This window comes from Pseudomonas sp. DCB_AW, from assembly GCF_026240895.1.
Lineage (GTDB): Bacteria > Pseudomonadota > Gammaproteobacteria > Pseudomonadales > Pseudomonadaceae > Aquipseudomonas > Aquipseudomonas kermanshahensis.
In genome coordinates, this window is record NZ_JAPFCE010000016.1 from 9,736 (window position 1) to 36,039 (window position 26,304).

Consider the following 26,304-nt stretch of genomic DNA (forward strand, 5'->3'; position numbering starts at 1 on the left):
GAATGCCCATGGCTTCTGCCGCTGTAAGCCCCGAGCGCCACGAAACGGTAGCGCTGGCCTGGACCAAGGCTGCCATCCTCGACTGCCTGGGCCAGGCGCGACAGGCCCTGGAGCGCTTTGCTGGCGAGCCGGGCGATCTGTCCATGCTGGCCTTCGTGGTCGACAACCTGCACCAGGTGCACGGTTGCCTGCGCATGCTCGAGTTGCGCGGTGCGACGCGCCTGGCTGAAGAGCTGGAGCTGTTCGCCCGGGCCTTGGCCGACGGCCAGGTCAGCCCACGCGGCGACTGCCTGGGGGCGCTGTTCCGTGGCCTGGAGCAACTGCCGTCGTACCTGGAACGGCTGCGCGGCGCGCGCCACGACCTGCCCTTGGTGATGCTGCCGTTGCTCAACCAGCTGCGCGCCTGCCGCGGCGTGGAGCCCCTGGCCCAGGCCAGCCTCATCAGTGGCACTGCCCAGCGCTTTGCCGGCTCCGATGACCTGGCCAACCTTGACCTGTCGCTGGGTAACTGGCGGGAACAGATGCAGGCCGGGCCCGGCCGCGATGCCCTGCGCTCGGTGGTGAGCGCGCTGTGCGACGACCTGATGCGCATCAAGGAACGCCTGGACCAGTTCGTGCGCGGCGACCGCCAGCACAGCGAACAGTCCGAAGCCCTGCTCGCACCGTTGCGCCATGTCGCCGACACCCTGGCAGTGCTGGGCTTCCAGCAGCCGCGGCGGGTGATCATCGACCAGGTGCTGGCGCTGCAGGCCTTGGCCCCCGGCGAGGGCTCGGTGGATGACGCGGTCTTGATGGATGTGGCGGGCGCCCTGTTGTATGTGGAGGCGACCCTCAATGGCATGGTCGGCCCGCTGGAAGAAAGCGGGCAGGGCGGGATGCCGGGCTCGGACCTGACCGAGATCCGCCAGTTGGTGCTGAGCGAGTCGCTGGCCGTACTGCAGCAGGCCAAGGACTTGATTGGTGATTGCCTGGAGTCCGACTGGCCCCGGCAGCGCCTGCAGCCGCTGCCGGGGCTGCTGCAGCAAGTGCGCGGGGCGCTGGCGATGCTGATGCTGCCAGGCCCTGCCGACGTGTTTGCCGGCTGCGCCAGCTACGTGCAACGCTGGTTGCAGCACCTGGACGTCGAGCCGCCAGCCGATGAGCTGGCGCACCTGGCCGATGCCCTGAGCGCAGCCGAATGCTACCTGCAATGGCGGGTGGCCGACCCGCTTGCCGATGCTCAGCCCTTCATCGAAATGGCGCGCGCCAGCCTCGCGGCACTGGGCGTGGCCTGCGCGGTCAGCGAAACCGGCTTCGGCCAACAAGACTACGGCGATGGCATCGACGACGAGCTGCGCGATGTGTTCCTCGACGAGGCCGGTGAACTGCTGCCGGAAATCGAGCGCCACTGGCTGCGCTGGCGAGCCGACAACCAGCAGCGCGAGGCACTGCTGGAAGTGCGCCGTGCGCTGCATACGCTCAAGGGCAGCGGGCGCATGGTGCATGCCGAGGCGGTGGCCGAGCTGGCCTGGGGCGCGGAGCACCTGCTCAATCGAATGCTCGAAGGCCGAAGCGTGCTCACCCCGGAAGGAGTGGTCGCCTTGCAGCAAGTGTTCGTCCACCTGCCTGACCTGTTGGCCGACTTTGCCGCCGGGCAGTTACCGCAGCTGACCGAAATCGAGCAACTGGCCGGGCATCTGCATGCCCTGGCCGAAAACGATGCGCCACCCGCTGCTGAGGTGGATGGCCTCGATCCGCACCTGCTGGACATCTTCCGCAGCGAGGCACACGGCCACCTGGCCAGCCTCGAGGCATTCTTGCAGGGCGCCGACGGCCACGACACCCCGGTCAGCGACAGCCTGCAACGCGCCTTGCACACGCTCAAGGGCAGCGCCGCCATGGCGGGCGTGATGCCCGTCGCCGAGCTGGCCACCGCCTTCGACCGCCTGGCGCGTGAGTACAAGGGCCACCAGTTGCCCCTGCAAGTGGCGGAGATCGAATGGCTGGAGGCCGGGCGTTCATTGTTCCACCTGGGCCTGGCACAGCTGGACAGCACGCCGCTGGCGGCCATCCCGGGTGCCGCCGAATTGATCGAACAAGTGGGCCAGGCGGTGGATGTGCGCCTGGCCACCCTGCATGAAGACCCGCAGCATGCGCGCCGCAACAAGCGCGACCCGCAATTGACCGCCAGCTTCCTGGCCCAGGCCATGGACATTCTGCTCGACGCCGAGTCGTTGCTATCGCGCTGGCAAGAGCAGCCGGGGCAGCGCCAGGCGCTGGACACCCTGCTCGATGAGCTGACCAGCCTGGGCCACGCGGCGCACCTGGCTGACCTGTGGCAGATGGACGATGTCTGCGAGGCCCTGCTCGACGTCTATGGTGCCGTGGAAGAGGGCAGCCTGGCCGCCGACGCACGCTTTTTCGCCCAGGCGCAGGCAGGCCATGAAGCGCTGCTGGACATGCTCGACGAGGTGGCTGCCGGGCAGGAGATTTCGCCCAGGCCGGCGCTGATCGACAGCTTGCGCAGCCTCTTGGCGCAGGCCTTGGCACCTGAGGCCACGGGCCTTGTGGGCATCGATACGGTCACCCCGTTGCACCCCGACATGGACCTTGGCCTGGGGCTGTCGCGCAACCTGGCACTGCCGCCAGCGAGCGAGCCGTTGACTGAAGAGCCTGAAAGCCCAGGCGACAAGGAGCTGCTGGAAGTCTTCCTGGAAGAAAGCTCGGACATCGTCGAAAGCGCCGCTGCGGCCCTGGCGCGCTGGCAGGCCGACCCGCGCAGCAGTGTCGAGGTGGATAACCTGCTGCGTGACCTGCATACCCTTAAAGGCGGTGCCCGCATGGTCGAGATCGCCGCCATCGGCGACCTGGCCCACGAGCTGGAATTTCTTTACGAACTGCTCGCCGCCGGCCGCCTGCCGCCGAGCCCGCCGTTGTTTGCATTGTTGCAGAATTGCCATGACCGCCTGGCGCACATGCTCGATGCGGTGCGCCTGGGGCAGCCGCTGCATGCCGCCACGGCGCTGATCGACTACATCCGCAACTTCAGCAGTGCGGCCCTGACCGACAGCGCGGCCGGCCAAGGTGCTGTCGAGGCTTCGGCCCTCGAAGTGCCTGCTGCCGCGCCGGAGCGGGCAGCGGGCGACATGGTCAAGGTCGATGCCGAACTGCTCGACGACCTGGGCAACCTGGCCGGTGAACATTCGGTGATCCGTGGCCGCATCGAGCAGCAGGTCAACGACGCCCAGTTCACCCTCAACGAAATGGAAACCACCCTGGAGCGCATGCGTGACCAGCTGCTGCGCCTGGATGTCGAGACCCAGGGGCGGATCTCGAGCCGGCAGCCGTTCGAGAGCGATGCCTACGACGACTTCGACCCCCTTGAAATGGACCGCCACTCGCAGCTGCAGCAGCTGTCGCGGGCCCTGTTCGAGTCGGCCTCGGACCTGCTCGACCTGAAGGAAACCCTGGCCCAGCGTGCTCAGGAAGCCTACGGCCTGTTGCAGCAGCAGGCGCGGGTGAACAGCCAGTTGCAGGAAGGCCTGACCGCGACCCTGATGGTGCCCTTCGAACGCCTGGTGCCGCGCTTGCAACGCGTGGTGCGGCAGGTGGCCAGCGAACTGGGCAAGCAGGTTGAACTGGTGGTGGGCAACGCCGAAGGTGAGCTGGACCGCAGTGTGCTCGAGCGCATGGTGGCGCCCTTGGAGCACATGCTGCGCAACGCCGTCGACCATGGCCTGGAAAGCCGCGAAGCACGCCTGGCTGCCGGCAAACCGGAGCACGGCACGATTCACCTGAACCTGTTGCACGAAGGCGCCGACATCGTCATCGAGATGACCGACGATGGCGCCGGCGTACCCTTGGAGGCCGTGCGGCGCAAGGCGATCAAGCGTGGCCTGCTGGACCCGCAGGCCCACTTGAGTGATCACGAGGTCTTGCAGTTCATCCTGCGCCCCGGTTTCTCCACCGCCGAGAAGATCACCCAGATTTCCGGGCGTGGCCTGGGCATGGATGTGGTGCACGAAGAGGTCAAGCAGCTGGGGGGCTCGATGACCATCGAGTCGGCCCAGGGCAAGGGCGCACGCTTTCTGATCCGCCTGCCGTTCACGGTGTCGATCAACCGCGCGCTGATGGTGCACCTGGGCGAGGACCAATACGCGATCCCGCTCAATACCATCGAAGGCATTGTCCGCGTGCCGCCTGCGGAGCTGGCGGCGTGCTACCAACTGGATGCCCCGCGTTACGTCTACGCAGGCCACACCTACGACCTGCGTTACCTGGGTGAATTGCTGCAAGGGCAGCCACGGCCCAGCCTGCTTGGGCAAAGCGTGCCGCTGCCGGTGCTGCTGGTGCATTCCCAGGAGCAGTCGTTCGCCATCCAGGCTGACAGCCTGTCACCCAGCCGGGAGATCGTGGTGAAGAGCCTCGGCCCGCAATTCGCTGCGGTCGCCGGGTTGTCTGGCGCGACCTTGTTGGGCGACGGCCGGGTCGTGTTGATTCTCGACCTGCTGGGCCAGTTGCGTGGCCAGCAACGGCGCCTGGCGCGCTTGCCGGGCGGCGGCGATGCCCAGCGGCAATTGTTCGGCCCGGCGCCGCGCCGGTCACTGCTGGTGATGGTGGTGGACGATTCGGTCACCGTGCGCAAGGTCACCAGCCGGCTGCTGGAGCGTCATGGCATGAGCGTGCTCACTGCCAAGGACGGGGTCGATGCCATGGCGCAGTTGGAAGAGCATCGGCCGGATGTGTTGTTGCTGGACATCGAGATGCCCCGCATGGACGGTTTCGAGGTGGCCACGCGCATACGCCGTGACGAGCGCCTGAAGGATTTGCCAATCATCATGATCACCTCGCGCACCGGGCAGAAGCACCGCGACCGGGCCATGGCCATTGGTGTCAACGAATACCTGGGCAAGCCTTACCAGGAGTCTGTGTTGCTGCAGAGCATCGCCCACTGGAGCCAAACCCATGCTTGAGCTGATCTCGGGCCAGCGTAGCAGCCTTACCGGCCTGTTGTTGCCCTTGGGCGACCGTACCTTGGTCTTGCCCAATGTCGCCGTGGCCGAACTGTTCGGCCAGCGCAACCTGGTGTGCCAGCGTGGCGAGCCCGCCTGGCACCTGGGCTGGATCGACTGGCGCAAGCAGCGTTTGCCACTGATCGGCTTCGAGGCCGCATGCGGCGGCGAAACCCCGTGTGGCGAGCGCGCGCGCATCGTGGTGCTCAATGCCCTGGGCGATACCGGGCTGCGCTACCTGGCGGTGCTGCTGCAGGACATCCCTCGCTCGTGCAAGCTCGACAGCCAGCTCAATTATGTGGATGTGGCGCTGGGCAGCCTGGAGCTGGCGGCAGTGCAGGTGGGCGAGCAGGTGGCGCGGGTGCCGGACCTGGTGGCCTTGGAACGGCTGGTGCGTGACGCGGATCTGCAACCTCTCGCAGGATAGACTGCGGATAGCGCGGTCCCTGTAGGAGCAGCCTTGCGCTGCGAAGAGGCCGCAAAACGCTGCGCAGATCTACTGTGTAATCACTGGCCTCTTCGCAGCACAAGGCTGCTCCTACAAAGGGTTGAATTACCAGAGGACCGCGCAGGTTTTTGGAACCCAGCCCCTCACAGGAGGTCTGTGTTTGCATGTATTACGGTGAACGCTTCAACGCCTGGACCCACTTGGTCGGCGCCATTCTGGCCTGCATCGGTGCCATCTGGCTGATCGTCGTCGCGGGCCTGCAGGGCGACCCCTGGAAGATCGTCAGTTTCTCCATCTACGGCGGCACGCTGTTGCTGCTCTACAGCATTTCCACCCTCTACCACAGCACGCGTGGGCGGGCGAAGGTGATCATGCGCAAGCTCGATCACCTGTCGATCTACCTGCTGATCGCCGGCAGCTACACCCCGTTCTGCCTGGTCAGCTTGCGCGGGCCTTGGGGCTGGAGTTTGTTCGGGGTGGTCTGGGGGCTGGCGGTGATCGGCATGCTGCAGGAGATCAAGCCCCGCTCCGAGGCGCGGGTGCTGTCGATCATCATCTATGCGGTGATGGGCTGGATTGTCCTGGTGGCGGTCAACCCGCTGCTGCGCAGCCTCGGTACCGCCGGTTTCGCCTGGTTGGCGGCCGGCGGGGTGTTCTACACGGTGGGCATCATCTTCTTTGCCTTCGACAGCCGCTTTCGCCACTGGCACGGCATCTGGCACCTGTTCGTGATCGCCGGCAGCCTGCTGCACTTCATCGCCGTGTCGTTCTACGTACTTTAGGCGCCGGGTTAAAAATCGCCCCACAACTGCTGTGCCACCGACAGCGCCACCACTGGCGCGGTTTCGGTGCGCAGCACGCGTGGGCCGAGGCGCGCGGCGTGGAAGCCGGCGGCCTTGGCCTGGTCGACTTCAGCGTCGTTCAGTCCGCCTTCGGGGCCGATCAGGAAGGCCAGGCGTGACGGTGTGTCGTGGCTGGTCAGTGGTTCGGCCACCGGGTGCAGGACCAGTTTCAGGTCGGCTTCGGTGGTTTTGATCCATTCGGCCAGTGTCACCGGCGGATGGATCACGGGCAGGCTCGACCGGCCGCACTGTTCACAGGCACTGATGGCCACCTGGCGCCAGTGGGCCAGGCGCTTGTCGGCGCGTTCGTCCTTGAGGCGCACTTCACAGCGCTCGCTGACGATCGGGGTGATTTCGTTGGCGCCCAGTTCGGTGGCCTTTTGAATGGCCCAATCCATGCGCTCGCCACGGGACAGGCCCTGGCCAAGGTGGATGTGCAGCGCCGATTCGGCTTGGCCAGCCAGGGCCTGGTCCAGTGTCACGCGCACGGTTTTCTTGCCGACTTCGAGCAACTGGCCACGGTATTCCTGGCCGCTGCCGTCGAACAGTTGCACGGCGTCACCGGGGGCCATGCGCAGCACGCGGCCGATGTAATGGGCCTGGGCTTCGGGCAGGTCATGCTCGCCAAGGCTCAGGGGGGCGTCGATGAAGAAGCGGGACAGTCTCATGGTTCAGCTCGGACGAAAAGGGATCATGTGACCCTGTGAGAGCGGGTTCACCCGCGAATGCGAAGGTGGGGGCAACATCGCATTCGCGGGTAAACCCGCTCCCACAGGGTCGGCGGCGGGCTTTCGGGCCTAGCCCGGGTCGCGGAAGTCGGGGTGGAAGTTGGCCGGTACGGCAACGCTGACGCTGTCGCGGGTGGCGATGTCGATGCCTTCGCTGGCCACCTCGGCGAGGAAGTCGATCTGCTCGGGCGTGATCACATACGGCGGCAGGAAGTACACCACGCTGCCCAGCGGGCGCAGCAGCGCGCCGCGGGTCAGGGCGTGCTCGAAGACCTTCAGGCCACGGCGCTCCTGCCAGGGGTAGGCGACCTTGCCGGCCTTGTCCTGGACCATCTCGATGGCCAGGGCCATGCCGGTCTGGCGGATTTCGGCGACATGCGCATGGTCGGCCAGGTGCGCGGTGGCCGTGGCCATGCGCACGGACAAGGCCTTGTTGGCCTCGATCACGTTGTCCTGTTCGAAGATATCCAGGGTCGCCAGCGCTGCGGCGCAGGCCAGCGGGTTGCCGGTGTAGCTGTGCGAGTGGAGGAACGCGCGCAGGGTCGGGTAGTCGTCGTAGAAGGCCTGGTACACGGTATCGGTGGTCAGGCACGCGGCCAGCGGCAGGTAGCCCCCGGTCAGGGCCTTGGACAGGCACAGGAAGTCTGGGCGGATGCCGGCCTGTTCGCAGGCGAACATCGTCCCGGTGCGGCCGAAGCCCACGGCGATTTCGTCGTGGATCAGGTGCACGCCGTAGCGGTCACACGCTTCGCGCAGCAGTTTCAGGTAAACCGGGTGGTACATGCGCATGCCGCCTGCGCCCTGGATCAGCGGCTCGATGATCACCGCGCTGATGGTGGCGTGGTGCTCGGCCAGGGTTTGTTCCATGGCCTGGAACAGGTTGCGCGAGTGTTCTTCCCAACCCATGCCCTCAGGGCGCAGGTAGCAATCGGGGCTGGGCACCTTGATGGTGTCGAGCAGCAGCGCCTTGTAGGTTTCGGTGAACAGCGGCACGTCGCCCACCGACATCGCGGCAATGGTTTCGCCATGGTAGCTGTTGGTCAGCGTGACGAAGCGCTTCTTCTCGGGTTTGCCGATGTTCTGCCAGTAATGGAAGCTCATCTTCAACGCGACTTCGATGCAGGATGAGCCGTTGTCGGCGTAGAACACCCGGTCCAGCCCGGCCGGGGTCATGGCGACCAGGCGCTCGGACAGCTCGATCACCGGCTGGTGGCTGAAACCGGCCAGGATCACGTGCTCCAGCTGGTCGACCTGGTCCTTGATGCGCTGGTTGATGCGCGGGTTGGCATGGCCGAACACGTTGACCCACCAACTGCTCACGGCGTCCAGGTAGCGCTTGCCTTCGAAGTCCTCCAGCCACACGCCTTCACCACGCTTGATCGGGATCAGCGGCAGTTGCTCGTGGTCTTTCATCTGGGTGCAGGGGTGCCACAGGACCTTGAGGTCACGTTGCATCCACTGATCGTTGAGGCCCATGGGTACTTCTCCTGGCTTTGCTGCTGGCTTGGACCGCGTAAGCCTAAGCAAAGCTGGAGGGCACCACAACCGCTGGCAGTCATTGTCGTCGGGTACCGGTCCATTCGAGCTTGCGAATGTGCACCGTGCCGGCCTGCGAGGTGGAGATGGTCAGGCGGCGGAAGGGGCCGTCGATCACTTGTTCACAAGGTTGGGTGACAATAGGGCCGGGCCTAAGGTCCGGGTAGTCGTTGCCTTCGACGGTGAGCCAATAGAAGTTGCGAGGTGCCGGAACGAGCATGTCGTAATAATGGTTCTGAGCATCAAAGAGCATGTGCACGTTATCGTAGGGAAAATCTCTCACCACGTAGTATTCCAGCCACAAGCTTTCGACTTCCTCTGTGAAAGCAATCTGGACTTCAGAGTGTTCGCCTATGACCAACTCAGTGCCATCCTCGCCCTTGAACGCCTCGAAGCCCGACCAGGAGGTGCTGTTGGAGTGAATGGTGAGGCCTGATGGCATATCCAGTGGCTGTTGGTACCTGAGAAACTGTGGCACGACACCGGTGAAATGCTCCTCGAAGATCATGCGCAGGCCCTCCTGATGGGCTTTTGGCGATTATCGCCAGCATCGCCTACCCGCGTGTGACACGGCTACTGGCAAAAATGTCAGTTGCCAAAAGGACTTGATGTCGCCGTGCTGGCAGGGTTGGCAGAGCTGACGTATTCTTAACGCATCGCCTCGGGGCATTCCTGCCTCCCTATTTTTCTGTAACGTCTGACTCGGAGTTCGCCGACATGGCTGCTGCTTGGGTGCGCCTGTGCGCGTTGGTATTGATTGGTGTGTCCAGCGGTGCCGCGCTGGCAAAGGACAAAACACCTACGGCTATCGTGGTGGGTGGGGGCCTTGCGGGCCTCACTGCAGCCTATGAACTGCAGAGCAAGGGCTGGCAGGTGACGCTGCTGGAGGCCAAGTCGGGTATGGGCGGTCGCTCGGGCCTGGCCACCAGTGAGTGGATCGGCAACGCCAAGGCACAGCCGGTACTCAACCAGTACCTCGACCGTTTCAAACTTGAAACACTGCCAGCGCCAGAGTTCGTGCGTACGCCGGGCTACCTGATCGACGGTGAGTACTTCAGTGCGACGGACCTTGCCACCAAGCAGCCGGCTACTGCCGAGGCGCTCAAGCGCTATGAGAAAACCCTCGATGACCTGGCCCGTTCGATCGACGACCCGCTGAACCCCCAGGCGACCAGCACGCTGTTCGCCCTCGATCAGATCAACGTGTCTTCCTGGCTCGACAAGCTGCAACTGCCAGCCACCGCGCGTCAGCTGGTCAACCAGCAGATCCGTAGCCGTTACGATGAGCCGTCGCGCCTGTCGCTGCTGTATTTCGCTCAGCAGAACCGCGTTTACCGTGGTGTCAGCGACCGCGATCTGCGTGCCGCGCGCCTGCCCGGTGGCAGCCCGGTGTTGGCCCAGGCGTTCGTCAAACAGCTGAAGACCATCAAGACCAGCTCGCCGGTCACTGCCATCGTGCAGGACAAGGACGGCGTCACCGTCAAGGTTGGTAGCGTGGGCTACCAGGCCGATTACCTGGTCATGGCCGTGCCGCTGCGCGCCCTGGCCAAGATCCAGATGACCCCGGGCCTGGACAGCCAGCACCTCGCCGCGCTCAAGGGCACCAACTATGGCTGGCGCGACCAGCTGATGCTCAAGTTCAACAAGCCGGTGTGGGAAAGCCGGGCCCGTATGTCCGGCGAAATCTTCAGTAACGCAGGCCTGGGCATGCTGTGGATCGAGCCGGCGCTGAAGGGCGGGGCCAACGTGGTGATCAACCTGTCCGGCGACAACGCCCGCCTGCTGCAGGCATTTGGCGACAAGCAGATGGTCGACCAGGTGCTTATCCGCCTGCATGCGTTTTATCCACAGGCCCGCGGTTCGTTCACCGGCTACGAAGTCAAACGCTACAGCACTGACGCTGGCACCGGTGGCGCCTACCTGGCCTACGGCCCAGGGCAGATCAGCAAGTACTGGCGCCTGTGGGAGCGCCCGGTGCAGCGCATCAGCTTCGCCGGTGAGCACACTGACGCCCTCTACCCAGGCACCTTGGAAGGCGCCCTGCGCAGCGGTCAACGCGCGGCGGGCCAGGTGCAGGACCTGCTGGCCGGCAAGTCGTTCGACCCGGCCAAGGCCGTACCTGTGGCGGCGGCAGCAGCAGGCGCCGCGGCGGCCAAGGACAAGGGCGGGTTCTTCTCCAACCTGTTCGGTGGTGCTTCCGACAAGGCTGAAAAGGGCGACAAGGTGGAAAAAGCCCCGGCCAAGGCCGAGCCGGTGAAAGAAGAGGCCAAGCAGGACAAGCCAGGTTTCTTCAAGCGCCTGTTTGGTGGGGCTGACAAGCCTGAGGTGAAAGCCCAGCCGATTGCCAAGGCCGACGAAGTGGCCCCGGCACCGGCGCCACAGGCCGCTCCAGAACCGGTTGCACCGGCGCCTGTGGCCAAGGAAGCCGCGGTAAAACCTGCTGCTGCCAAACCTGCCGCAACCAAAACCGCGCCTGCCAAGCATGCCCCGGCACACAAGCCGGCGGCTAAACAGGCGCACAAGCCTGTTGAAGCGAAAAAGGCCACGGTCAAATCAGAGCCCGCGAAGAAGCCAGTGGCCAATACCCAGGCCAAGGCGGGTTGATTGATCGACAGTGCCGGCCTCTTCCTCCTGTAGGAGCAGCCTTGTGCTGCGAAGAGGCCGGCACTGGCAACCCTGAACTCACCGACTATCGTTAATGTTTCCTTAATAGGAAGCTTTCACAATATCCATCGGATTTCTCGATAATCCGAAGCAATTTTTTCCGCTTTTATTCGATACGTTACGCGTTAGTCTGTGCACAGCTTTCACGGGGAAACACGCCAACATGCAACTGCGCAATTCACCTTCTCGCTACGGCGTGGTCAGCATCATCCTGCACTGGGGTGTCGCGCTGGCAGTCTTCGGCCTGTTTGGCCTGGGGCTGTGGATGGTCGGCCTGGATTACTACGACCCTTGGCGCAAGTCGGGCCCTGACCTGCACAAGAGCATCGGCCTGGTGCTGCTGGCAGTGATGCTGCTGCGCGTACTCTGGCGTTTCATCAGCCCGCCACCGCCGGCACCGGCCAACCACGGAGCACTCACCCGCGTGGCCGCCAAGCTGGGCCATCTGGCACTGTATGTGGGGCTGTTCGCGGTGATGATCGCCGGTTATTTGATCTCCACCGCCGACGGCGTTGGTATTCCGGTATTCGGCTTGTTCGAAGTACCGGCTCTGGTCAGCGACCTGCCCGATCAGGCGGACCTGGCTGGGGTGATCCACCTCTGGCTAGCCTGGGGCCTGGTGATTTTTGCCGTGCTGCATGGCCTGGCAGCACTGAAACACCACTTCATAGACCGTGACGCGACCCTGATCCGTATGCTGGGCCGCAAAGCTTGACTCTCAACCTCAATTGCAAGGAATAGAAAGGATGTTGAAAAAGACTTTTGCCGCTCTGGCGCTCGGTACTGCACTGTTCTCCGCTGGCCAGGCCATGGCCGCTGACTACAAGATCGACAAGGAAGGCCAGCACGCGTTCGTCGACTGGAAGATCAGCCACCTGGGCTACAGCTTCATTCACGGTACCTTCAAGGACTTCGACGGCAACTTCAGCTGGGACAGCGCCAAGCCTGAAGCGAGCAAGATCAACGTCGACCTGAAGACTGCCAGCCTGTGGTCGAACCACGCCGAGCGTGACAAGCACATCGCCAGCAAAGACTTCCTGGACGTGAAGAAGTACCCGGACGCCAAGTTCGTGTCGACCGCCGTCAAATCGACCGGTGAGAAGACTGCCGACGTGACCGGTGACCTGACCCTGCACGGCGTGACCAAGCCGGTCACCTTCAAGGCCACCTTCAACGGTGAAGGCAAGGACCCATGGGGCGGCGAACGTGCTGGCTTCAACGCCACCACCACGCTGAACCTGAACGACTTCGGCATCAAAGGCCCAGGCGCGACTTCGCAGACCTTGGACCTGGATATCAGCCTTGAAGGCGTTAAGGCGAAGTAATTGCTGCACGTGTAATAAAAACGCCGGGGATGAGCGATTGACGCTCATCCCCGGCGTTTTGCTTTGCAGTGTCAGAGGTACGGGACCAGGTCAGTCAACCCCGCCGCAGGCGCTGGAAGGCCTAAGGCCTGCAGGGCGTGCCATGTGGCATCGTTTACCGTGATGACGCCCCAATCCGCCAAATAATCAGCGAGGTTGCAGTTTGCGACCAGGGACAGGGAAGTGGCGAACCCGATCAAGTCGGCCGTGCATTGTGGATTGTCGCGAATGTAGCGATCCCAGGCGGGCAGATAGTGGTCGCCGAAGCCCTTCCTGAGTTGTTCAAAAATGGCGAGGGAGTCTGGCGACTCCATGTATCGCTTCTGGTCGCGGGGCTTGGCCAGCCACGCTTTCAGCGCCGGCCAGCGAGTAGGCAGAATGTCGCTGTAGTCGTGTTTGTGAACGCGCCCGACTGCAAGCGCGTAGATGTTTACCGAGTTCTCGCGGAACATGGGTGCGACGGCATTAACGACGTTCTGAAAATGATGGCCGTACTCATGCAGCGTCACCCAGCGTTTGTGGGCTTCACCTGCAAGCAATGCACACATGTATTCGTTGCCAGGGTCACGCCTATGCGGCAGAAGGATTAATCCCGTCGTTGCGCTTGGGTTGATCGTCGACGCTGCCTCCACAGCGTGTATCCACATATTGCTGCGCCTATGCCTTGGCGATGAGTCGTCCAGGCCGCAGGCCTGGGCTTGGATGCTCAGCACTTCTTGATGGGAGCGGATAATTTCGGCGACATCGGCAATCGCAAACCGATTGAAGGTGTCGGTGTAGGCTGAAATGGCAATGCGGTCACCGACAAGCTGTACCTCGGACACTGCGTCACAGAGCAATAGCATTGTTAGAAAGTCCGAAGGCGGCGTTTGGTCGAGGACGTAGTACGGAATGGGTTGAACCGCCTCGTCGAAAATCACTCGACAGCCCGAACTGCCGTTATTGCGGATATGTACCACGCCGCCCAGTGGGTCGAGGGGCAGTATGTTTTCCCCTCGCTGCAGACGATGCTCGCGCATGTTCTGGGTTTGCTGGCTGCGGTCCGCTTGCTGCGCCAGGCCCTGAATGCCGATCGTCACGGTAACATTGCAATCATCACCCTCCAGAAAGATCGAGGCGCGGGTGTTCGCCGGAAGCTTGTAGCCGGTGGGTTTGTAATCGGCCCATTGAAGTAGCCATCGATAGGCTTGTCGATCTGCCTGTTTAGTCGGAGTCGGAGTGACCCAGACCGAGCGTGGGTGGACGAAGTAGCTGTTGGCAAGGACAGGAATGGAGGCTTCGCCATCGACGATGCGAACCAGAATGGTGTCTTTGCTGTTGAGGTAACTCGCTGGAAGATCGCCATTATGAAAGGTGCCATCGGGCTTCACACTGGCGATGCCTTTCCATCGGTTTTCTGAAAAGGCTTCGACTGTGCCCTTTCTAGCTGACGTGCTGCCACGCACATCGATGCGGGAACCCGCTCTCAACGAAAGTGTTTCTATCAGCGGTCTTGAAACTGCGATTTGTTCAAGGGCGTCGGCGTCGATGCAGTCGATGAGTGCACGTTGCGCGTTGCTGTGTTGCTGGGTTTCTGTAGTACGCACTTCTATTACTCAGTGGGGAGTGAGTAATTACGATGAGCGCAATGAAACGATGACAAAACTCGCAGGACTGATAGGTTGCGGGAGGGGGAGCATTCGGATAATGCTATGCGGTGGGCTGTTCAGCAGCCCACCGCATAGATCACTTCAATGTCAGCGATTGCGCGTCAGCAGCGCAGGTCGCTCGCCGCGTGGGCGGCTTGGCAGATCGTCCAGTTGCTCAGGCGTTGGGTAACGATCGAGCTTGGATTCCTTGCGGATGATCACTGGCTGGTTCTGCGGCTCACGCGAGCTGCGGACTGCAGGTTCCTGGCGCGCAGCATCATCGCGCGCCGGGCGACCGCGACCACCACCGTTGTTGTCACGGCGTGCACCGCCGCCCGCGTTGTTGCGCGGTGGGCGTTTCTCGCCGCTGGCGCTGCGTGGCTGGCCACCCGTGCGAGGTTGGCCGCCGTTGTTGTTGCGTGGAGCCGCCGCACCTTGGCCTTGGTTTTGACCTGCGCCAGTGCCACCGCCAGGACGGCGGTTACGCCCCTGGTTCTTGCCCTGGTACGGGCTGACGTAGTCAGCGCGGTTGCCAAAGTTGTCGACTTCGTCATCCAGGAACTCGTCCGGGGCACGGTCGGCCGGTGCTTTCGGTGTGCTGTTCTGGCTGGCTTGCTGCTGGCGTGGCTTGTTGTCACGCGGTTTGCGCTGTTGCGGCTTGTCGCCCGCCTTTTCCTTCTCGGCAGGCTTCTCGGCAGCGTGCTGCCGGGTCTTGCCCTTGTCCTTGCCTTTGTCCTTGCGGCCGCCGTTGGCGTCTTTGCCGCCTTCGCCGCGTGGCTGGTTGCGACCGCCACGGCCGGCGTTTTGCGGGCGTTCGCGCACTTCCGGCTTCTCGGCCTCGACCTGGCTTGCGTCGAAGCCCATCAGGTCGCCGTCAGCAATCTTCTGCTTGGTGACCCGCTCGATGCTCTTGAGCAGCTTCTCTTCATCAGGCGCGACCAGGGAAATGGCCTCACCCGAACGGCCGGCACGGCCCGTACGGCCGATACGGTGGACGTAGTCCTCCTCGACATTGGGCAGCTCGAAGTTGACCACGTGGGGCAACTGGTCGATGTCCAGGCCGCGGGCGGCGATGTCGGTGGCAACCAGTACCCGTACCGCGTTGGCCTTGAAGTCGGCCAGGGCTTTGGTGCGGGCGTTCTGGCTCTTGTTGCCGTGGATCGCGGCGGCGGTCAGGCCGTGCTTTTCCAGGTACTCGGCCAGGCGGTTGGCGCCATGCTTGGTACGGGTGAAGACCAACACCTGTTCCCAGGCACCCTGGGTGATCAGGTGTGCCAGCAGCGCACGCTTGTGGCTGGCGGGCAGGCGGTAGATGCGCTGCTCGATGCGCTCGACCGTGGTGTTCGGTGGGGTGACCTCGATGCGCTCCGGGTTGTGCAGGAGCTTGTCGGCCAGGTCGGTGATGTCCTTGGAGAAGGTGGCCGAGAACAGCAGGTTCTGGCGTTTGGCCGGCAGGCGGGCAAGGACCTTCTTCACGTCATGGATGAAGCCCATGTCGAGCATGCGGTCGGCTTCGTCGAGGACCAGGATTTCGACGTGGGCCAGGTCGACCTTGCCTTGGCCAGCCAGGTCAAGCAGGCGGCCAGGGCACGCGACCAGTACATCGACACCTTTGGCGATGGCCTGGATTTGTGGGTTCATGCCGACACCGCCGAAGATACAGGCGCTGACCAGCGGCAGATCACGGGCATAGACCTTGAAGCTGTCATGCACCTGGGCGGCCAGCTCGCGGGTCGGAGTCAGGACCAGTACGCGAGGCTGGCGTGGGCCATGGCGCTGCGACTTGTCAGGGTGGCCACCCGGGAACAGGCGCTCGAGGATCGGCAAGGCGAAACCGCCGGTTTTACCAGTACCTGTCTGGGCGGCGACCATCAGATCACGGCCTTGCAACACGGCGGGAACAGCCCGCTGTTGCACCGGAGTCGGCTGGGTATAGCCCGCAGCCTCGATAGCGCGGACAAGAGCCTCGGAGAGACCGAGGGAAGCAAAGGACATGGGCAATCCTGTTCTCGTGTGGGCTGGGCCCGTTGGGATGTTCTGCCTGGCGCGACGGGCATCGGTGAGATGCGATCGCGTCCGGTCCAGCTTGGCTTTCACTGCACATCCAGGAAGCGGAGGGCTGACGCGATGGTGCGTCGTTGCCGATCGGGATGCCTGTTGCTAGGCCGAGCGTCCGGGCGTAAGCCTGGCGGGAAGGCCCGAGTATAACAGAGCTATCGCGACGTGCTGCTTTCCTGCTGCTCAACGGCGTTGAGAATGTTTCCGATGTCGCCTATGTAGCGGTGGCTGATAGCGGCGTAGGCGGGTTCCTGCTTGAAGCGTTGCAACTCTTCGGAGAACGCCTGGGCCAGTGCCTCGCGCCCGGGTTTGCGGGTCAGCCCCAGGTATTGCGTCTGTCGGCTGACCACCCATGGCAGCTCTTCGATGCGTTGTTCAAGGCCCAGCTGGCGCATCAGGTAGCGCCCAACCCTGCGGTCGGTAATCAGCAAATCGATACGGCCCAGCAACAGTTTGCCGAAGTTGGCTTCATGGGTAGGGGCTGCTTCGCGGCGAAAACGCGGCGAATCGTTGAATGCGGCGCCGTAGGTGTAGCCGGGCGATGTGCCGACGGACAGGCCCGCAAGATCGTCCAGGCCGGTGACGGCATGACGGCGGCTGCGGGCCTGGAACAGCACGAACTCGACATCCGACATGGGCTCCGTTGGGTAGACCAGGTAGGGCCTGCGCGTGTCGAACTGGAAGACATCCACAATACCGTCGGCCAGCCCTTGCTCGATCATTGCCAGGCAGCGCTTCCAGGGCAGGAACTGCCATTCCACCTCTACCCCCAGGCGCTTGAATACCTGGGTGGTCACTTCGTAGTCGATGCCCCGAGGTTGGCCATCTTGCTGGTACACATACGGTGCCCAGTCGTCGGACACCAGGCGCAGGCGTTCGGCCAGAGCCAACGGGCTCAGGCAGGCGAGCAGCAGGATCCAGAACAATCGGGTGGTGGCGAACATGGCCCGCAGATTACGCGCTCGGCCTGCTCAAGGCCAGTGAAGCGGCGGCTGTTCAGGCCTGCGCCGACTTGAGCAGGTGCGCTTCGATAGCCTTGCGCTGTGCCCCGAGTGACAGGCGCAGGCCCGGGTGACGCAGGCACTGGCGCAGCTGTTCGGGCTGGATGCGGCCGTTGCGCGCATTGAAGTTCTCCAGGGCTTTGTCCCACCAGGCCGATGCACAGGCCCGGTCGAACTCGTTGGGGTAGGGGTAGCTGCCATACAGCAATTCGCGGGCAAATTGCCGCTCGTGGCTGGGCAGGGTCAGGCTCAACGCCTTGTAGCCCAGCCGATGCAGGGTCGGCGGCCGCGGCAGTTGATCGTTGACCCGTGCGACATCGGCCAGTGCAGCTTCGCTCAACGGAGTGTCGCCGTGTTTGCGCAGCCAGGCCTGGATCTTGGCGCGGAACTGGGCCTTGCGGCTCCAGTAGTGGTGGATGACGTCGGTGCACTCGGCCAACTGCAGTTTGCGGTAGGCCGCCACGGCCAGGCAGAACTCTTCGAGGGTGTAGGCCTCGCGGGCCAGTGGGTAGAACTGGTCCATCATGGCGATGGAGTGGTCCAGTGCCTGCGCGTCTTCGGCGGTGAGCCCGATCACGCCCGAGTTGATCAAGGGCATCTGGCAATCGGCCAGGCCTTGGGCCTGGAGGACGGCCAGCAGGTTCTTGTACAGCAGGCATTTCTGGTTGGCGCCGTAGCGCCCGCCGATGGCGTTGCACAGCAGGTGGCCAGGCGCGACCCGCTGGAACAGCCGCATCGGTGACTGACGGAAGAAGGTGTCGGTATCGATCAGCACCGCCATTGCATGCTGCGTCAACACCTGACGCAGCAGCACATGCTTGCTGCGAAAGTGATAACCATGCGGGGCATTCCACGCCGCGCGCGTGGCGTCGTCGAGCAGGTGCAGCGTGACCGGCAGCTTGGCATAGGGCGCCGGGTTGTCGGTATAGACCTGAATATCCAGCGCCTCGCCTGCCGATACGTCCAGGTGGGCAAGGGCACTGACGATGCTGAAGCAGGCTTCCTGATGGTAGGTGGCCGGGCCGAAAGCCAGGTAGACGAGCTGAGGGCGCGATGGCTGAGGATGCTGCATGTCAGGCAAGACCTGTTTAACCCGAAAATAAATAAGGCCTTAGTCTATGACCAAAGCCTTAATCATTTCTTAATCAGATATTGCCAAAAAGTTTCAGCGAGGCAGCTTCAGGTTGTTCCAGATCGCCAGGCTCGCTTCGGCCTGGTTCAGCGTATAGAAGTGCAAGCCCGGTGCGCCGCCTTGCAGCAGTTGTTCACACATGCGGGTGATTACTTCTTCGCCGAAGGCCTGGATGCTGGCGGTGTCGTCGCCATAGGCTTCCAGCTGCTTGCGGATCCAGCGCGGGATCTCGGCGCCGCAGGCGTCGGAGAACCGGGCCAGCTTGCTGTAATTGGTAATCGGCATGATGCCGGGCACCACCGGGATATCGACGCCCAGTTTCTGCGCACGCTCGACAAAGTAGAAATAGCTGTCGGCGTTGAAGAAGTACTGGGTGATGGCGCTGTCGGCACCGGCCTTGACCTTGTGCACGAAGTTGGCCAGGTCGATCTCGAAGTTGCGGGCCTGGGGGTGCATCTCGGGGTAGGCCGCCACTTCCAGATGGAAGTGATCACCGGTTTCCTGGCGGATGAATTCGACCAGGTCGCTGGCGTAGCGCAGCTCGCCGCTGGCCATGCCCATGCCGGAAGGCAGGTCGCCGCGCAGGGCGACGATGCGCTTGATGCCAGCAGCCTTGTACTCGGCAAGCAGGGCGCGCAGCTCTTCTTTGGTGTCGCCGACGCACGACAGGTGCGGTGCGGCAGGCACTTTCACTTCGCTCTCCAGCTGCAGCACAGTGTTCAGTGTACGGTCGCGGGTAGAGCCGCCGGCACCGTAGGTGCAGGAGAAGAAATCGGGGTTGTAGGTGGCTAGCTGGCGGGCAACGCCCATCAGCTTTTCGTGACCGGCATCGGTCTTGGTCGGGAAGAATTCGAAGCTGTAGCGGCGTTCTTGTGACATCTCTGTTTCCTCAGCTGCAGGCCATGAGCCGCACGCTGCAAGTAAAAGCCAGGGCGGTGGGGGCCGGCCTGGCTTGGGCATCGATCAAGATTAAACGACTACAAGCGCCCGCCGGCATGCCGCCGGGCGCTTGCCGCTTAGTAGCGGTATGCGTGTGGCTTGAACGGGCCTTCGACAGTCACGCCGATGTAGTCGGCTTGCTGCTGGGTCAGCTGGGTGACCACGCCGCCGAAGCCGCGGACCATTTCCAGGGCCACTTCTTCGTCGAGCTTCTTGGGCAGCACTTCTACGGTCAGGCGTTCGGCTTTCTTCTCGGCCGACAGGTCGGCGTACTTCTGCTCGAACAGGAAGATCTGTGCCAGCACCTGGTTGGCGAACGAACCGTCCATGATGCGGCTTGGGTGACCGGTGGCGTTGCCCAGGTTCACCAGACGGCCTTCAGCCAGCAGGATCAGGTAGTCGTCGTTTTGCGGGTCGAAGCTGCCAGCGCCGGTGCGGTGGATCTTGTGCACCTGCGGCTTGACCTCTTCCCAGGCCCAGTTCTTGCGCATGAAGGCGGTGTCGATCTCGTTGTCGAAGTGGCCGATGTTGCAGACCACGGCACGCTTCTTCAGGGCCTTGAGCATGTTGGCGTCGCAGACGTTGACGTTACCGGTGGTGGTGACGATCAGGTCGATCTTGCCCAGCAGCGCTTTGTCGATGCTGGCCTCGGTGCCGTTGTTGATGCCGTCGATGAACGGCGAAACCAGCTCGAAGCCGTCCATGCAGGCTTGCATGGCGCAGATCGGGTCAACTTCGGTGACCTTGACGATCATGCCTTCCTGACGCAGGGACTGGGCCGAGCCCTTGCCCACGTCACCGTAGCCGATCACCAGGGCTTGCTTGCCCGACAGCAGGTGGTCGGTGCCACGCTTGATGGCGTCGTTCAGGCTGTGACGGCAGCCGTACTTGTTGTCGTTCTTGCTCTTGGTAACCGAGTCGTTGACGTTGATCGCCGGGACTTTCAGCTCGCCCTTGGCCAGCATGTCCAGCAGGCGGTGCACGCCGGTGGTGGTCTCTTCGGTGACACCGTGGACGCGGTCCAGAACGGCTGGGTACTTCTTGTGCAGCAGCTCGGTCAGGTCGCCGCCGTCGTCGAGGATCATGTTGGCGTCCCATGGCTGGCCATCCTTGAGGATGGTCTGCTCCAGGCACCACTCGTATTCTTCCTCGGTTTCGCCTTTCCAGGCGAACACAGGGATACCGGCGGCAGCGATGGAGGCAGCGGCCTGGTCCTGGGTGGAGAAGATGTTGCAGGACGACCAGCGCACTTCGGCACCCAGGGCAACCAGGGTTTCGATCAGCACGGCAGTCTGAATGGTCATGTGGATGCAGCCCAGAATCTTCGCACCCTTGAGCGGTTGCTCGGTGAGGTACTTGCGACGCAGGCCCATCAGTGCAGGCATTTCCGATTCGGCGATGATGGTTTCGCGACGGCCCCAGGCAGCCAGGGAGATGTCAGCGACTTTGAAATCGGTAAAACCAGCAGGCGTGTTTACAGCGCTCATGAGAGCCTCCATTCGTAGTGTGCGAATGGGCGCCGTTGTGCGTTGAGCGTCCGCAGGAGCGGACAACGCCCCATCCGAGCCTGACAGGCCTAGCCTGCTGCAGCGCCCCTCGGACAGGTGGCGGGCATGGCCGCCGCTGCGGGTGGCCAAGTGAAGCGGCAGGATTATAGCCGCGACAGGGACCTTCGCCCAAGGTTTTCTGTCGATTAATCGAGACGATAGTCGATGTTCAATGGAGCGGCGGCGGCCGCTCTGCCATCATGAATGCACGTTAGCCAAGCAGGTTAGGAGTACCGATGAACTTTCACACCCGCAAATGGGTAAAACCCGAAGACCTCAACCCCAATGGCACCCTGTTCGGTGGCAGCCTGTTGCGCTGGATCGACGAAGAAGCGGCGATTTACGCCATCGTCCAGCTGGGCAACCAGCGTGTGGTGACCAAGTACATGTCGGAGATCAACTTCGTCAGTGCCTCACGCCAGGGCGACATCATCGAACTGGGCATCACCGCCACTGAATTCGGCCGCACCTCGATCACCCTCAAGTGCGAAGTGCGCAACAAGATCACCCGCAAGAGCATCCTGACCGTCGACAAGATGGTGTTCGTCAACCTCGGCGAAGATGGCATGCCGGCGGCTCACGGGCGCACCGAGATCAAATACGTCCAGGACCAGTTCCCGGACTCGGCAGTCGAGTAGGCATTTTGGGGCTGCCTTGCAGCCCATCGCGACACAAGGCCGCTCCTACAGGAGAATGCGAATCCCGTGTAGGAGCGGCCTTGTGTCGCGATGGGCCGCAAAGCGGCCCCCTTGTTTTCAGGGCTGGGCGCTAACCTTGCGCACCACCCGCCCGATGCTCAGCCCCTGCACCAGGATCGACGACAACACCACGATGTAGGTGATCGACAGCAGCAGGTCACGTTCCTCACCCAGCGGCAGCGACAGTGCCAGCGCTACCGACACGCCGCCGCGCAGGCCGCCCCAGGTCAGTACCCGCACGGTGCCTTTCGGCACACTCCGCCAGCGGCGCAGCAGCAAGATTGCCGGGGCCACGGTAAGCAGCCGCGACAGCAGGACCGCCAGTGCCAGCACCCCGCCGGCCGCCAGGTGCATCCAGTTGAACGGCAGCAGCAGCAGCTCAAGGCCGATCAGCGCGAACAGCAAAGCGTTGAGCATGTCATCGATCAACTCCCAGAAACCGTCCATGTAGCGACGGGTCATGTCGTTCATCGCCAGGTTGCGCCCCATGTTGCCGATGATCAGGCCGGCGACCACCATGGCGATCGGTGCAGAAACGTGCAGTTCGTAGCACATTGCCGAGCCACCGATGACCAGCGCCAAGGTCAGCATGACCTCGACCTGGTACTGCTCCACGCTCTTGATCATGCGGTAGGTGGCGTAGCCGATCACGCCGCCGAACACCACACCGCCAATGGCCTCGCGGGCGAACAGCACCGCCGTGTCATAGGCACTGGGGGTTTCGCCGAGCTGGATGATGCCCAGCAGCACGGTGAACACCACGACCGCGGTGCCGTCGTTGAACAGCGATTCGCCGACGATGGTGGTTTTCAGCGGCTTGGAGGCATTGGCGGTCCGCAATGCGCCGAGCACGGCAATCGGGTCGGTGGGCGAGATCAGCGCGCCGAACAGCAGGCAGTAGATCAGCGGAACCTGCCAGCCGAACATCGCGAACACCCAGTGCGACAGGTAGCCGATCACCACGGTGGCGATCAGTACGCCGATGGTCGCCAGCAGGCCGATCGGCCAGCGATAGCTGCGCAGGTCTGAGAGGTTGACGTGCAAGGCGCCGGCGAACAGCAGGAATGCCAGCATCCAGTGCATCAGCAAATCGTTGAAGTCGATCTGGTTCATCAGGCCTTCGACGCGCTCTTCGAGGCCAGGGAAGCCAATCAGGCTAAGCCCTTGCAGCATCAACGAGAACAGCAGTGCCGTGACCATCACGCCAATGGCGGGTGGCAGGCCGATGAAGCGGTAGTTGACGTAGGTGAGAAGGGTGGTGAGGCAGATAAACGCGGCAACTAATTCAAGCATCCCAAATCCTGTAACAGTGGCTTCCAAGTCGTACCCGAATGACTCGGGCAGTTCTTTGATGACCTGGCGAGGGCTTCGGGGCACACCTTTGACCGGAATTGTTGGAATCGTTCATGTGTAGGGCTTGAGTTGTACGATGGTTTTGAGATGCGCCGCCCGCGCGGCGCCCGATTTCGTAAACGCTGAAAATCTTCCGACATACGCACACCAGACTGAAGACGATATATTCGTGCCTCAATAACGTCACAAGGACTTGAAGGCGTGTTGGCAACTTCCCTGGTACTGGTCGCCGCCCTCCTGCATGCGACCTGGAACACCCTGATCAAATTCAGCGGCGAGCGCTTGTTGGTGATTGCCAGCATGGACACGGTCGCGCTGGCTTTTGCCGTGCTGGCCGTGGCCTTTGTCGAGGTGCCTCCTGCTGAAATCTGGCCCTGGTTGATCGCCTCGGCGCTGGCCGAACAGTTGTACCGCTATCTGCTGATCCAGGCCTATCGGGTGGGTGACCTGGGGCTGGTCTATCCTCTGATGCGCGGGCTGTCGCCGCTGGTGGTGCTGGGCTTGACCCTGGCCTTTGCCGGGGAATCGCTGAGCCAGCAGCAGATCATCGGCATCCTGCTCATTCCGTGTGGCATGGCGTGCCTGCTGTGGCAGGGGGGCGGTGGTGATCGGCTGCCTTGGTCGATGTTGCCTGTGGTGGCGCTGATTGGCCTGTGCATCGGTTGCTACACCTGGTTCGACGGCCAGGCGGTGCGGCTGTGGGGCAAGCCTTGGGACTACCTGGTATGGCTGACCTTGCTCAGTGCCTGGCCCTTCCCGCTGCTGGCCAGTGTGGCGCGCCGGGCACCGTTTGTGCTGTTTTGGCGAACCCAATGGCGGCTGGGGTTGGCCGTAGGGCTTTGTGTGCTGTTCAGTTATGCCCTGGTGCTGTGGGCCATGCACCTGGGGTCGGTGGCCGAGGCGGCGGCGCTGCGGGAATTGAGCGTGATCCTGGTGGTGCTGTTGGGTATGCGCTACCTCAAAGAACCTTTTGGCGGGCCAAGACTCCTAGCTTGCGGGCTGGTGCTGGCAGGCATGCTGGTAATGAAGCTCTAACCTTTCGATTGAACAAGGAGTGCTGTCCATGACCGTTGCCCTGTGGTGCATCCTGATTGCCCTGGTATTGCCGCCGCTTTGTGCATTGATCGCCAAAGTGAGCAGTGGCCGCTTCGGCCTCAAGGACAATCACGATCCGCGTGCCTTCCTGGACACGCTATCGGGCCTGCCACGCCGAGCTCATGCGGCGCAGCAGAATAGCTACGAAGCGTTTCCCGCGTTTGCGGCGGCCGTGCTGGTGGCAGATATCGTCGGCAATGCCGAGCAAGTGACGCAGGACGTGCTGGGCGTGATGTATATCACCAGCCGGTTGCTCTACATCATCTGCTACCTGGCGGACTGGGCGGCATTGCGGTCAGTGGTGTGGTTTGCCGGGTTGGCGTTGATCGTGGCGTTTTTTGTGGTTTCCGCCTGAAACCGAGTTGCCCTCTTCGCGGGTAAACCCGCTCCCACAAGGTTTAGCGCAGCCTGGAAGGTTTTCACAAGCCCTGTGGGAGCGGGTTTACCCGCGAAGAAGTCAGCGCAGAGTCAAAGGACTTTCGGTACTTCAGGCAGCGGTTTGCCCTTAGGCCACAGCATCCAGATCTGCCCTTGCTGCTTCATGTTCCCGGCCAGCTCACCTGCTTCTGGCCCAGTCCCCCAGAACAGGTCTGCACGTACCTCACCGGCAATGGCCCCCCCGGTATCCTGAGCGCCTACCGGCCGCACAACAGGGGTACCATCCGGGCGCGTAGTGGATAACCAGAGCATGCTGCCCAACGGAATCACCTTGCGGTCAATCGCCACGCTGTAGCCGGCCGTCAGTGGCACGTTGAGCGAGCCGCGCGGGCCTTCGTTACTGTCGGGGCGGGCGCTGAAAAACACGTAGCTGGGGTTGCTGGCCAGTAGCTCTGGTACCCGCTGCGGGTTGGCCTGGGCCCAGGCATGAATGCTGCCCATGCTCACGTCTTCCTTCTTCAGCTGGCCCTGTTCCACCAGCCAACGCCCGATCGGCCGGTAGGGGTGGCCATTTTGGTCGGCGTAGCCCAGGCGCAGCTGGCGGCCATCTTCCAGTTGAACCCGGCCCGAACCCTGTATCTGCAGGAACTGCAAGTCCATCGGGTCGGTCAGCCAGGCCAGCACCGGGGCTTTTACGCCCTCACGGTTGATGACTTCGGCCGTGTCGTAAGGCTTGAGCACCCGGCCATCGAGTCGCCCGCGCAGGCGCTTGCCCTTGAGCTCTGGGTACACGCTGGCGAGGTCGACCACGATCATGTCGTCGGGCACGCCGTACACCGCTACGTGGTTGGTTTCGGTCGGTTTCAGGCTGCCGGGGTAGACCGGCTCGTAATAGCCGGTGATCAGGCCGTTGGCGTTGTTCTCGGCCGAGCGCAGGCCATAGACCTGCAGGTTTTGCTGCAGGAAGGCGCGTATTTGCAGGGCATCGTCCGGCACGCTGGCTGCGGCCTCGCAGGTGGTGGCCCAGACGGCGTCGCGCTTGAGTTTTTCACAGCCATTGCGCCACGCATGGAAGCCGGCAACCAGGTCGGTGTCGCTGACGCTGGGCAAGTCCTGCCAGGTGGCGTTGGCATAGGTGGCAATGGCATGGGGCTCAGGTTTGGCGTTCTCGCCGCCGTTGCAGCCGGCCAGCAGGGCCAGCGCCGGAAGTGTCCAGGCCAGGTGGCGCAGGGCAGATTTCATAGGGGGGTTCCTGTCAGGGCGAACATGAAGATTCGCCCCTGTGTTTTATGTGGCTATTGGTCTTTGGCCCTTGGCCAGCGATACTGGCCGCCCATTTTCGTAGGCCGTAGTGACCGTGATGTTCAAGCGATTGACCGTTGTTCTGCTCGCAGCCCTTGCTCTGAGTGCCTGTGACCGTGTGGACCCGAACTCGCCGCTGGGCAAGCGCAAGGTCATCTTCAAGGACATGCTCAAGACCAGCGAGGACCTGGGCGGCATGCTGCGCGGCCGTTTGCCGTTCGACGGGGTGAAGTTCTCCGAAGGGGCCGTGAAGCTCGACAGCCTGTCGCACCAGCCGTGGCAGCACTTCCCCCAAGCGCGCGATGGCGGTGACAGCAGCGCGCGAGCGGAGGTGTGGGAGCGTCAGGCGCGGTTCCATGACCTTGCCCGGCAACTGGAGGGCGTGACCGGTGAATTGGTCGATGCGACCCGGGGCCAGCCGCTGGAGGCGGCGCAGTTGAAGGGACCGATGGACAGGGTCGAGGCTGCGTGCAAGGCTTGCCATACCGAATTCCGCAATCATTGATCGCCTGTGAGGGCCTTATCGCCGGCAAGCCAGCTCCCACAGGAAACACACAGCCCTTGAGAGCAGTGGAGTACCTGTGGGAGCCGGCTTGCCGG

Annotated in this window: 21 protein-coding genes and 1 riboswitch; of the genes, 10 read left to right on the forward strand and 11 right to left on the reverse strand. The window is 63.0% G+C overall.

Annotated features, from left to right (window positions below):
* Positions 1 to 8 precede the first annotated feature (8 nt).
* From OO306_RS11985 to OO306_RS11995, 3 genes are all read left to right on the forward strand, one after another.
* Positions 9 to 4,952 carry an Hpt domain-containing protein gene (locus tag OO306_RS11985; RefSeq protein WP_265968815.1) on the forward strand — a complete coding sequence of 1,648 codons (4,944 nt, stop codon included), beginning with the start codon at positions 9 to 11 and terminating at the stop codon, positions 4,950 to 4,952.
* Complete coding sequence (locus OO306_RS11990; RefSeq protein WP_027592439.1) at positions 4,945 to 5,418, forward strand: chemotaxis protein CheW; 474 nt, start codon at positions 4,945 to 4,947, stop codon at positions 5,416 to 5,418. The genes OO306_RS11985 and OO306_RS11990 overlap by 8 nt, the downstream gene beginning before the upstream one ends.
* A gap of 185 nt (positions 5,419 to 5,603) precedes the next feature.
* Positions 5,604 to 6,221: a hemolysin III family protein gene (locus OO306_RS11995; RefSeq protein WP_027592440.1), complete on the forward strand. Its 618-nt coding sequence runs from the start codon at positions 5,604 to 5,606 to the stop codon at positions 6,219 to 6,221.
* Positions 6,222 to 6,229: 8 nt separating this feature from the next.
* Here the strand turns inward: OO306_RS11995 and OO306_RS12000 are convergent, their stop codons facing one another.
* The 3 genes from OO306_RS12000 to OO306_RS12010 form a co-directional block, all read right to left on the reverse strand.
* Positions 6,230 to 6,949, reverse strand: a complete 720-nt coding sequence (locus tag OO306_RS12000) for a 16S rRNA (uracil(1498)-N(3))-methyltransferase (protein ID WP_085272272.1) — start codon at positions 6,947 to 6,949, stop codon at positions 6,230 to 6,232.
* 129 nt (positions 6,950 to 7,078) lie between these two features.
* Complete coding sequence (locus tag OO306_RS12005; protein WP_027592442.1) at positions 7,079 to 8,485, reverse strand: adenosylmethionine--8-amino-7-oxononanoate transaminase; 1,407 nt, start codon at positions 8,483 to 8,485, stop codon at positions 7,079 to 7,081.
* Between the two features lie 79 nt (positions 8,486 to 8,564).
* A complete protein-coding gene (locus tag OO306_RS12010) occupies positions 8,565 to 9,053 on the reverse strand; it encodes a hypothetical protein (RefSeq protein WP_265968819.1) in 489 nt (162 codons plus the stop codon).
* A gap of 209 nt (positions 9,054 to 9,262) precedes the next feature.
* Here OO306_RS12010 and OO306_RS12015 point away from each other — a divergent pair, with 209 nt between their 5' ends.
* From OO306_RS12015 to OO306_RS12025, 3 genes are all read left to right on the forward strand, one after another.
* Positions 9,263 to 11,149, forward strand: coding sequence for a flavin monoamine oxidase family protein (locus tag OO306_RS12015; RefSeq protein ID WP_265968820.1), 1,887 nt, complete (start codon positions 9,263 to 9,265; stop codon positions 11,147 to 11,149).
* Between the two features lie 223 nt (positions 11,150 to 11,372).
* A complete protein-coding gene (locus OO306_RS12020) occupies positions 11,373 to 11,924 on the forward strand; it encodes a cytochrome b (RefSeq protein ID WP_099430628.1) in 552 nt (183 codons plus the stop codon).
* A 31-nt stretch (positions 11,925 to 11,955) separates the two neighbouring features.
* On the forward strand, positions 11,956 to 12,534 hold the full coding sequence (locus tag OO306_RS12025) for a YceI family protein (protein ID WP_265968821.1): 579 nt from the start codon (positions 11,956 to 11,958) through the stop codon (positions 12,532 to 12,534).
* 71 nt (positions 12,535 to 12,605) lie between these two features.
* Here OO306_RS12025 and OO306_RS12030 read toward each other — a convergent pair whose 3' ends face one another.
* From OO306_RS12030 to ahcY, 6 genes are all read right to left on the reverse strand, one after another.
* Positions 12,606 to 14,159 (reverse strand): M60 family metallopeptidase, encoded by a 1,554-nt coding sequence (locus OO306_RS12030; protein WP_265968823.1) that lies wholly within the window; start codon positions 14,157 to 14,159, stop codon positions 12,606 to 12,608.
* Positions 14,160 to 14,309: 150 nt separating this feature from the next.
* Positions 14,310 to 16,196, reverse strand: a complete 1,887-nt coding sequence (locus tag OO306_RS12035) for a DEAD/DEAH box helicase (protein ID WP_265968825.1) — start codon at positions 16,194 to 16,196, stop codon at positions 14,310 to 14,312.
* 218 nt (positions 16,197 to 16,414) lie between these two features.
* On the reverse strand, positions 16,415 to 17,203 hold the full coding sequence (locus OO306_RS12040) for an ABC transporter substrate-binding protein (protein ID WP_265968827.1): 789 nt from the start codon (positions 17,201 to 17,203) through the stop codon (positions 16,415 to 16,417).
* Positions 17,204 to 17,255: 52 nt separating this feature from the next.
* A complete protein-coding gene (locus OO306_RS12045; RefSeq protein ID WP_265968828.1) occupies positions 17,256 to 18,332 on the reverse strand; it encodes a hypothetical protein in 1,077 nt (358 codons plus the stop codon).
* Positions 18,333 to 18,425: 93 nt separating this feature from the next.
* Positions 18,426 to 19,271, reverse strand: a complete 846-nt coding sequence (metF, locus tag OO306_RS12050) for a methylenetetrahydrofolate reductase [NAD(P)H] (protein WP_027592451.1) — start codon at positions 19,269 to 19,271, stop codon at positions 18,426 to 18,428.
* A 137-nt stretch (positions 19,272 to 19,408) separates the two neighbouring features.
* On the reverse strand, positions 19,409 to 20,818 hold the full coding sequence (ahcY, locus tag OO306_RS12055; RefSeq protein ID WP_099430626.1) for an adenosylhomocysteinase: 1,410 nt from the start codon (positions 20,816 to 20,818) through the stop codon (positions 19,409 to 19,411).
* Between the two features lie 20 nt (positions 20,819 to 20,838).
* Positions 20,839 to 20,935, reverse strand: a riboswitch (S-adenosyl-L-homocysteine riboswitch).
* Positions 20,936 to 21,114: 179 nt separating this feature from the next.
* Here ahcY and OO306_RS12060 point away from each other — a divergent pair.
* Positions 21,115 to 21,516 carry an acyl-CoA thioesterase gene (locus OO306_RS12060; protein ID WP_027592453.1) on the forward strand — a complete coding sequence of 134 codons (402 nt, stop codon included), beginning with the start codon at positions 21,115 to 21,117 and terminating at the stop codon, positions 21,514 to 21,516.
* Between the two features lie 117 nt (positions 21,517 to 21,633).
* On the opposite strand, the gene OO306_RS12065 is transcribed toward OO306_RS12060, so the two are convergent.
* A complete protein-coding gene (locus tag OO306_RS12065; protein WP_027592454.1) occupies positions 21,634 to 22,869 on the reverse strand; it encodes a sodium:proton antiporter in 1,236 nt (411 codons plus the stop codon).
* Positions 22,870 to 23,130: 261 nt separating this feature from the next.
* Here OO306_RS12065 and OO306_RS12070 point away from each other — a divergent pair, with 261 nt between their 5' ends.
* Entirely contained in the window at positions 23,131 to 23,964 is an 834-nt protein-coding gene (locus OO306_RS12070; protein ID WP_099430625.1) for an EamA family transporter, read from the forward strand.
* A gap of 28 nt (positions 23,965 to 23,992) precedes the next feature.
* Positions 23,993 to 24,379, forward strand: coding sequence for an MAPEG family protein (locus OO306_RS12075; RefSeq protein WP_027592456.1), 387 nt, complete (start codon positions 23,993 to 23,995; stop codon positions 24,377 to 24,379).
* Positions 24,380 to 24,492: 113 nt separating this feature from the next.
* On the opposite strand, the gene OO306_RS12080 is transcribed toward OO306_RS12075, so the two are convergent.
* Complete coding sequence (locus tag OO306_RS12080) at positions 24,493 to 25,644, reverse strand: murein transglycosylase A (RefSeq protein WP_265968834.1); 1,152 nt, start codon at positions 25,642 to 25,644, stop codon at positions 24,493 to 24,495.
* Between the two features lie 118 nt (positions 25,645 to 25,762).
* Between OO306_RS12080 and OO306_RS12085 the strand changes: the two genes are divergently transcribed.
* The gene (locus tag OO306_RS12085; RefSeq protein WP_265968835.1) at positions 25,763 to 26,209 is read left to right on the forward strand and encodes a cytochrome c; all 447 of its coding nucleotides are present in this window, start codon (positions 25,763 to 25,765) and stop codon (positions 26,207 to 26,209) included.
* Positions 26,210 to 26,304 lie beyond the last annotated feature (95 nt).